The organism is Pseudoalteromonas sp. S1608, from assembly GCF_005887265.1.
Classification (GTDB): Bacteria; Pseudomonadota; Gammaproteobacteria; order Enterobacterales; family Alteromonadaceae; genus Pseudoalteromonas; species Pseudoalteromonas undina.
Window position 1 is genome coordinate 101,562 of record NZ_PNDK01000004.1, and the last position, 9,256, is coordinate 110,817.

The 9,256-nt window shown below is 39.6% G+C and carries 8 protein-coding genes; all 8 read left to right on the forward strand.

The genetic code is table 11. The features are described from left to right. Positions 1 to 3: 3 nt before the first annotated feature. The 8 genes from tssE to CWB75_RS03135 all read left to right on the forward strand — a co-directional run bounded on the left by tssE (position 4) and on the right by CWB75_RS03135 (position 9,255). Complete coding sequence (gene tssE / locus CWB75_RS03100) at positions 4 to 489, forward strand: type VI secretion system baseplate subunit TssE (RefSeq protein ID WP_010389371.1); 486 nt, start codon at positions 4 to 6, stop codon at positions 487 to 489. Beyond that, positions 486 to 2,312: a type VI secretion system baseplate subunit TssF gene (gene tssF / locus CWB75_RS03105; RefSeq protein WP_054201390.1), complete on the forward strand. Its 1,827-nt coding sequence runs from the start codon at positions 486 to 488 to the stop codon at positions 2,310 to 2,312. The genes tssE and tssF overlap by 4 nt, the downstream gene beginning before the upstream one ends. After that, positions 2,309 to 3,298, forward strand: coding sequence for a type VI secretion system baseplate subunit TssG (gene tssG / locus CWB75_RS03110; protein WP_054201389.1), 990 nt, complete (start codon positions 2,309 to 2,311; stop codon positions 3,296 to 3,298). The genes tssF and tssG overlap by 4 nt, the downstream gene beginning before the upstream one ends. 22 nt (positions 3,299 to 3,320) lie before the next feature. After that, the gene (tssH, locus tag CWB75_RS03115) at positions 3,321 to 5,939 is read left to right on the forward strand and encodes a type VI secretion system ATPase TssH (RefSeq protein ID WP_138569866.1); all 2,619 of its coding nucleotides are present in this window, start codon (positions 3,321 to 3,323) and stop codon (positions 5,937 to 5,939) included. 220 nt (positions 5,940 to 6,159) lie between these two features. After that, the gene (locus CWB75_RS03120) at positions 6,160 to 6,639 is read left to right on the forward strand and encodes an Hcp family type VI secretion system effector (protein ID WP_010389365.1); all 480 of its coding nucleotides are present in this window, start codon (positions 6,160 to 6,162) and stop codon (positions 6,637 to 6,639) included. A 74-nt stretch (positions 6,640 to 6,713) separates the two neighbouring features. After that, positions 6,714 to 8,567, forward strand: a complete 1,854-nt coding sequence (gene tssI / locus CWB75_RS03125) for a type VI secretion system tip protein TssI/VgrG (protein WP_054201387.1) — start codon at positions 6,714 to 6,716, stop codon at positions 8,565 to 8,567. Continuing rightward, positions 8,567 to 8,926 (forward strand): hypothetical protein, encoded by a 360-nt coding sequence (locus CWB75_RS03130; RefSeq protein ID WP_054201386.1) that lies wholly within the window; start codon positions 8,567 to 8,569, stop codon positions 8,924 to 8,926. Before tssI ends, CWB75_RS03130 begins: the two co-directional genes overlap by 1 nt. A gap of 38 nt (positions 8,927 to 8,964) precedes the next feature. After that, entirely contained in the window at positions 8,965 to 9,255 is a 291-nt protein-coding gene (locus tag CWB75_RS03135) for a PAAR domain-containing protein (RefSeq protein ID WP_010389361.1), read from the forward strand. The last annotated feature ends 1 nt before the right edge of the window (position 9,256 follow it).

Here is a 9,256-nt window from a genome sequence, read left to right on the forward strand (position 1 = left end):
ATTATGATAGAGCATAAGCAGCAGCTTCAAGCATCCATTTTAGATAGGCTCATTGACGATGAGCCAGACTTTCAGGATGCCCCATCTCGTACTGAGGGGATCAGCATTAGTGAGCTGAGAAAAAATGTGCGCAGAGACATAGAAGCGCTGCTAAATGCGCGAATTCAATGGCACACGTGGCCAGCACAATATGCAGAGTTAGCAACATCCTGCTTATCGTATGGTTTGCCTGACTTTTCGAGTATGTCGGTGAGCTCTCACGAAGGGCGGGCACTGCTATGTGAAACCGTTAGAAATACAATTTTGAAATTTGAGCCTCGGTTCATTGAAGTTGAGGTATTTACTGACGATGAAGTACCCGTAAATAGAGTATTAAACTTGCGAATAAACGCTTTACTATATGCAGATCCAGAGCCAGAGTTTATTAGCTTTGACTCTGAAGTTGAGCCTGTGAACTTAGGGATGAAGATTATTGAGGCTTCTTTATGAACGATGAATTATTAAAATATTACAATCGTGAATTGGCGTTTGTTCGTCATATGGGTAAAGACTTCTCTGAAAAATACCCTAAAGTTGCAGGGCGATTAAAGCTAAGCGATGATCATATTGAAGACCCTCATGTATCTAGATTAATTGAATCGTTCGCATTTTTAACGGCTAATATTAGGCAAAAGTTAGATGATAGCTTTCCTGAGCTTACTGATGCTTTATTAGGGCAAATGTTACCTGACTATCAAGCGCCTATTCCTTCAATGTCGGTGGTTAAATTAGAGGCTGAAAACCTCTCAACCACGGGAGTAGTCATTCCAAGAGCGAGTGAAGTTGAAACCAATGTTGAGTCAATGAAGCAATGTAAGTTTCAAACCTGTTATGAAACTTACTTATGGCCTGTTGAAATTACCAGTGCGCAATTTGATAACAGTCCTTTTGTGGCACCAAAACCACGTTGGCATGAGAAAGCAAAGTCAATTTTCAAACTTGAGCTAACCGGTGAATACCCGGGTGTATCACTGGCTGAAACTGGGCTGGAAAAATTACGATTATTTATAAATGGCCAATGGCATCATACGCTTAAAGTGTATGAATTATTGTTTAAGCACGCTATTGGCATTGCTTTTGATAATGGTGATGAGGGTATAAAGTACCTTTCTAAAACTCAACTTAAAGCGGTTGGCTTTGATGCAAATGAAGCGGTTGTACCGTATTCGCAGCGATCAAGTGCCGGCTATCGCTTACTCGTCGAAAACTTTACCTTTCCTGAAAAGTTTCGTTTTTTTGAACTTGAAAATATTCACTCATCGTTGCCTAAAAATTCTAATAAATGCACAGTGTATATTTATCTTGATGCTGAATCTTCAGAGCTTGAAAAGCAAGTAGACAAAGACATGTTCTTGATGGGGTGTACGCCCATAATTAATATGTTTGAACAAGAATTAGAACCTATTCGCCCTGAGCTGAGCGAATACGAATACCAATTAACGCCGCGTTATATGGACTCTGAGATTTCAGAAGTAATTGGTATTTCAGAAGTAATTGCCTTTGACCATAAGGGAAATAAACAAATAGTTTGTCCGTTTTATGGACAAACGCATCCACGATACCAAGGCCACGATGATTTGTTTTGGCATATCCGCAGAGAAACTGCCTCATGGGCAGGGGGTTATGTTGAGTCAGGCACCGAATCGTTTCTATCATTGGTAGATGCACGATTTGAAAATAGCGCTATGGATTATGCTGAAGGGAACACGGTCCTAACCGTACGTGCTAATTGCAGTAATCGAAACCTCCCTGCGAGCATGCCTTTTGGAGACGATGAGCTAGGCTTATTAATGCCAGAGCGCGGCGATGTAATTAAAAAAATTAGATGTTTAATTCCATTTACTCATGCAGTTAGACCGATATTAGCCGATGCAACTCGTTGGCAATTAGTTAATCATTTAACGCTCGACGCGTTTAGTGGAGATGATGCATGTAATAAGCTTAAAGAAGTGCTACGCCTTTATGACTTTAGAGCATCTCCGCAAACAAAAGGCCTTATTGATAATATTTACCGTGTGGTTGTAGAACCCGCAACGGCTCGTGTTGTGCAAAAAGGGCGAGTAAGCTTTGCAACGGGAAGTGAAATTGAAATTACCTTCGCCAATGATGACTTTTCAGGTAGTGGCATGTTTTTCTTTGCCTCTATCCTCGATCATTTCTTTGCGCAATTTGCAGCAATTAATAGCTTTACTCGCGTTAGTTTAAGGCTAAAAGAACAAGAGCAAGTGTATTACCAATGGCCTGCGCGAGTTGGGGAAAGCCCGTTAATATGATCCAACATATTATTTCTCAAGCGTCACAAGTTGACTTTTATAAAGCAGTTTTCATTATAGAAAACCAGCTGAAAAAGCATGGCTTGGAGTATCGCTACGTAGGGTATGACAGTAGTCCAAAGCAAGAGTTAATTAAGTTTACCGCAACTCAAAAATTTGGTTACCCAGGTAACGCTATCACAAAATTAGAACAAGCAAGCTTTGAGGATGGCTTACATAAAGTCAACATGCAGATCTCTTTTATGGGACTAACGGGTTGCTCGGGCGCTTTGCCTCAATTTTATAGCGAACTGGTGATGCAGCGTCTTCGCTATAAAGATACAACCATGCGCGACTTTTACGACATGTTTAATCACCGTTTGGTGTCTTTATATTATCGAGCGTGGAAAAAATATAAACCGTCTTTAAATCATATAAATAAAGATAAAAACAAAGACCCATACACGCAAATATTAGGGCTTTTAAGCGGCGGTTATGATGAACATCAGTTGCACTTTTCAGGCCTTTATAGCCGAAAAATTCGCAATGCTTTTGATTTAAAAAGTGTACTGAGCTCATATCTTGGCTGTGATGTTGTCATTAAACAAATGATAGGTAAGTGGCACGATTTGAAGCCACAAGAGCAAACATGTTTAGCAAGTGAACGCCTTTATGAGGGACAACATGCCCGCTTAGGTGTTGATACGGTAATTGGTAAAAAGATATGGGATATTTCTTCTAATATCGAGATCCATATCAGTACCCGCGATTTTGATAAAGCAAAATCCTTGTTACCTAAAGGCAAGTTATTTGAATTAGCTAAAAAAATTGTCAAAGACTATGCCGGCAATGCTATTTCATTTCGACTTGTTATTGAGTCAGATTTTCAACAACTTGATGCGGTGCAGCTGTCAAAAAGTGAATGCCAACTAGGCGCAAATAGCTTTTTAATGGCGAGTAAAAACACCCCTAAATTTAACCCTACTAAGTTATCGTTTAAAGGATAATTAAAATTAAAAGGAACAGTGTATGTCAACGATGACATTAAACAAATTAGTTGAGAAACTAAGCCCAGATTGTAGAAAGAGCTTAGAAGCAGCGGTCGCAATTTGTAATAGCCGCAGCCATTTTACGGTTGAATTAGAGCATTGGCTGTTAGCTATGATTGAGCAGCAACTAGACGATGTTAGACTCATATTCGGTGCTTTCGATATTGATATTGATCAGGTAAAGCAAGATTTAAATCAATCATTAGAGTCATTTAAAACGGGCAGTGATTCGTCGCCTAGTCTGTCGGTACATGTTACTACTTTACTTAGACAATCATGGTTAAGCACCAGTATAGAATTTACTGATGAGCAAATTCGCAGTGCTTACGTTATTTATACGCTTACAAAAGACGATACCTTGTCTAGTTTAGTAACGCGTTGTAGCAAGCTTTTCAATAATATAGAACCTGGACAACTACTACATGCATGGCCTGAAATTGTTGCCCAATCGCAAGAACGTAATACCACCACTGCAAGTGCTACAACACCTGCAAATGGTTCATCTAAAACACCAAGCTTAGATCAATTTACCGTAGATTTAACCGCTCAAGCAAAAGCAGGAAAAATAGACCCAATTTTAGGTCGTGATTTCGAAATACGTCAGATGGTAGATATTTTAACTAGACGTCGTCAAAACAATCCAATATTAACGGGTGAAGCGGGTGTAGGTAAAACCGCTGTGGTTGAAGGACTAGCCCTAAGAATCGCTCAAAAAGATGTACCTGCAGTATTACAAAACGTTAAGTTGCACAGCCTAGATTTGGCTTTGCTGCAAGCGGGTGCGGGCATGAAAGGTGAATTTGAAAATCGTTTGAAGTCGCTAATTAATGAAGTTAAAAACGCTGTTGATCCTGTGATTCTTTTCATAGATGAAGCTCACACTATGATTGGTAGTGGCGGACAAGCGGGTCAAAATGATGCTGCCAACTTACTTAAGCCTGCTCTAGCAAGAGGGGAGTTACGCACTATTGCAGCAACAACGTGGGCTGAATATAAAAAGTTTTTTGAAAAAGATGCTGCACTAACACGTCGCTTCCAAGTGGTTAAAGTTGAAGAGCCAACACCAGAAAAAGCGGTTGCTATGCTACGTGGCTTAGTTCCTGTGATGGAAAAACATCATAAAGTGTTTATTTCAGAGCAAGCACTTGAAAGTGCAGTGCATCTATCGCACAGATACATTACTGCCAGACAACTACCCGATAAAGCCGTTGCATTGTTAGATACGGCATGTGCTCGTGTTGCTATGAGTCAAGCATCGACCCCTAATGCGATTGAGCAGTTAATTAACAGGCTTAGTGAAATTGAAGCGCAAGTTTTAATGTTAAATCGTGAGCAAAAAACCGGTTTAGATCACAGCGAACAATTATCAGCACTTAAATCTGAACTAGTTGAGATTGAACAGCAACTGGAACCATTAAATGAGCAGTTCAATGTTGAGAAGGATATAGTTACCGAGTTAAACCAAGCGCTAGAATCGATTAACACCAACGATGCAGACTCTTCTGCTGAAGTACTTGAGCAGTTAAAAGAAAGCAAGCTTAAGTTAGCCTCGTACGAACATAATATGGTGCATTGGCAAGTTGATGAAGAGTTGATTGCACAGGTTATTTCTGATTGGACTGGTATTCCTGTTGGTAAAATGCATGAAGATGAAATTCATGGCATTTTAAATTTAGCTGAGCAAATGAAACAACGCGTAGTTGGCCAAGATCATGCGCTTGAACTTATGGCTAAAGTGGTACAAACCTCCCGTGCTCAGCTAGCAGACGAGAGTCGCCCTAATGGTATATTTATGCTGGCAGGCCCAAGCGGTGTTGGTAAAACAGAGACCGCGCTTTCACTAGCTCAAGAAGTATATGGCAGTGAAGATAACGTAACAGTTATTAATATGTCTGAGTTTAAAGAAGAGCATAAAGTGTCATTACTTCTTGGCTCACCTCCGGGTTATGTTGGTTATGGCGAAGGCGGTATTTTAACCGAAGCAGTAAGAAGAAAACCATACAGTGTGGTGCTACTTGATGAAATGGAAAAAGCCCATCCAGGCGTGCAAGATATTTTCTATCAAGTATTCGATAAAGGTACGATTAAGGACGGCGAAGGTCGCGATATCGACTTTAAAAATACCATCATTATTATGACCTCAAATGTGGGTACTGATACCACAATGAGTTTATTTGAAGATGAAGAAAGTAAGCCGAGTATTAAAGGTTTATTAAAAGCATTACAAGATGATTTATTAGGCGCATTTAAACCCGCATTTTTAGGGCGCATTAACGTTATTCCTTATATTCCGTTAAGTGATGAAATTCTGACCCAAATTGCAGCGCTGCAAATTAGCAAAATTATTAAGCGTGTTAAAAAGCATTATGATGCGCAATTAACGTATAACGATGACGTGATTGAGCACATTATTGCTAATTGTCAAAATGCCGGTTCGGGTGCAAGAAACATTCACACCATATTACAGAATAAAGTACTACCACTATTGTCTGAAATTTTGCTTTCGAGCATGGTCGATGGTGAAAAAGTGACATCTATCTCATTGTTAATTAAGGATAATGAGTTTGATATTGAGCTAACTAAAGTTAATTTAAAATAACCTGTTTTTATGGTTGTTTCTTTAGTTTTAGAGCATTATAATTCGTGTGTCTTATATAGAAACATGGAATTTTTGAGACATTGTCTTCATCTAGGGAAAGGAATTCTGAAGACCTTTTCATTGCTGTTTTAGAGATAATGATTTCAAGGAATTTTGGGTAACCAAAGTAAACGAATCCACATAATGGATAATATTGTTTAATAAAAAGGAGCATTATCAAATGCAAGCAAATACATATTTAAAATACGGTTCAATCAAAGGCGAAACTACTGCCGAGTCTTTCAAAGATTTAATTACAGTTTTATCTTTAGATTGGAACGTTAGCCGTGAAATTAGCTCAGCGACTGGTACAGCGATGGATCGTGAATCTAGCTCTACTCGTCTAGGCGACGTGACTATTACTAAGCTTCAAGATAAAGCATCTCCGGATCTTTTCAAAGAAGCAACTATTGGTAAGGGTCTACCTGCTGTTTTTCATATCACTAAACAAGGTGATAAAGTTGAAGAAATCATGAAAATCGAACTTACCGATGCCATGATCTCTAGCTACTCAGTATCTGTTCAAAACGACCGTCCAATTGAAACAATCACTATCAGCTACACTGAAATGATGATGACTGTTACACCTACTGACGATCAAAACAACATCACTGCACCACTAGTATATGGTTACAGCGGTGTTAAAGGTCAACAAATGTAATATTTGTTACCCGATTGTAGCTCTGGGCTTATGCTCAGAGCTTTTTTTGATCTTCAGGATGGGAAAAGCAAGGAATGCAAAAAGCAACACAAGATAAAAACGTAATTCAAATTAGTACCCCTGTTGGTAAAGACGCCCTTTATTTAACGCGCTTCGTTGCACAAGAAGCCATGTCAGATTTGTTTGTTATGTCGGTCAATATGTACACCATAGGCCAACAAATTGCACATGAAGATCTGGTTGGCAAGCCGGTATCGATAAAGGTAAAAAATGCCGAAGGTGGGGGAGAGCGTTATTATCACGGTATTGTGAGTCAGCTTGTTTCTAACGGCAGTCGTACTGCGGACGTTGATGAACAAAAAAATTACATTGATTATCAAGCCACCATTGTGCCTTTTGCCGCTTCTATGCGTAATCGCAAGAATAGCCGCATTTTCCAAAAGAAAACAATAAAAGATATATTTGCTGATTTGTTTGGCCAACACAATGTGGCTTTTTCAGACAAAACCAGTAAAACCTACCCCAAATACGAATACTGTGTGCAATATCAAGAGTCAGATTTTGACTTTATCCAACGCTTATTACAAAGCGAAGGTATTTTTTACTTCTTTGAGCATACAAAAAGCAACCATACATTAGTTTTGGCAGATGATATCACTGCCTATGAAACATGTGGTGAGGCTAAAGTTGTTCATTCAACTGGCCATTTAAGCGAATCTCATGTTTCGCGTTGGCAAGGCGGATTAAGCTTAGCGCCAGGAAGCTTTAAGCGTTTAGGTTACGATTTTAAACAGCCGTCGCGTTACCCTGATGCAGAGCAAGCAAATGCCGAGTTACCTACGCAATCGGTATCAGAAATTTTTGAATATACAGCAGAAGCAGAGTGTCATCCTCGCGCGGCTAATTTGGCATCTGTACAATTAGAGTCGCTACAAAGAGATATGAAGCTCTCAAGCGGGCGTAGTGACTGCCGCTCATTTTCTGTTGGTAAACTGTTTAGTTTCAAAAAACATGAAGACCCACGCCTTGAAGGTAAAACCTTTGCCATTACCTCGATGATGACTTCGATTGTAGTACCAAACCAATCAGGCGCTTTACAATCATCAAGTGATGAAGTGTATTCTAACCACTTTGAATGTGTGCCAAAAGACATTCCATACAGAGCGCAAGTGAGCAAAAAGAAACCGGTTATCAATGGCGTACAAACAGCCATAGTAACGGGTGATAGCGCCGATGAAATTATGATTGACCAATATGGCCGCGTAAAGGTGCAATTTGATTGGGATCGTGAAGGTAAAAAAGATTCTAAAAGTTCATGTTGGATCCGAGTTGCACAAAACTGGGCCGGCAAAAAGTGGGGCGCATTTTTCTTCCCTCGCGTAGGACAAGAAGTTTTGGTTGATTTTATTAATGGCGACCCAGATCAACCTATTATAAGCGGTGCTGTTTATAACGCAGACTTAATGCCTCCGTACGCTTTACCGGGCGAAAAAACGCAAAGCGGTATTAAAACTCGCTCAACTAAAGAAGGTGGAGCAGATAATTTCAATGAGCTGCGCTTTGAGGATAAAAAAGGCAGCGAGCTTGTGTATATGCAAGCCGAAAAAGATAAACAGCTTTACGTTAAAAACGATCAAAACGAAAAAATAGATAACGATCGTAATGTTGAAATTCTTAATAACGACAATCTTAACGTTACAAAAAACCGTATTGCGGAAATGGGTGAAAACGACACCTTAAAAGTAGGTAAAACACTTAATATTGAAGCGGGTGACGAAATAGTGATAAAAACAGGCTCTGCACAAATTAAAATGAGCAGTAGTGGCAATATCACTATTGAAGGAACAAACATTGATATTAAAGGCAGTAATGTAAAAGTAGATGGCAGTGCCATTACCTTATCTGCTGGTGTAATTAAGTTAAATTAATGATGGAAATAGTCAATAACTTTCAATCAGGGTTTAGAAACGGCATTGCAAATAACGGGCACGTTGTTTACTGCCGTTATGGTTTACCGCATTTAGTGTGTTTACCAATAAATAGGCCAGATGATCCATTACTAAGCCCTGCGTTAAGTCATTTAAAAGCAATGAATGGCTATTATGCACAGCAGTTTTTTATTCATTTAAGTGATTCACTTAATAGTGAAAATGTAATTTCAAATTTATATCAATATGCAACTCAAAGCACTGTGGCACTTGCTGATCACAGTAAAGATGAGCTAATTGAAGAAATTTCGCTATTAGTGACGACTAACAAGCTACTAGTTATTCCACTGTATGAATAGTATTTCATAAACAAGCAAAGATACGACAAGGAGTCAAAATGGGTAAACCCGCTGCTACAATTGGTCATATGCATGTATGCCCTAAAGTGACCGCTAAAGTGCCACATGTGGGTGGACCTATAGTTGCCGGCTCTGGCAATGTGTTAATAGGTGGCATGCCCGCGGCGCGCAAAGGCGACATGATAGTGTGTATTGGCCCGCCAGATAGCGTAAAAACAGGCTCGGGGAGCGTTAAAATTAATGGTAAACCCGCTGCCAGAATGGGCGATGATAGTGGCCACGGCGGAAAAATCGTTGTTGGCAACCCAACTGTTTTAATTGGTGGCTAAC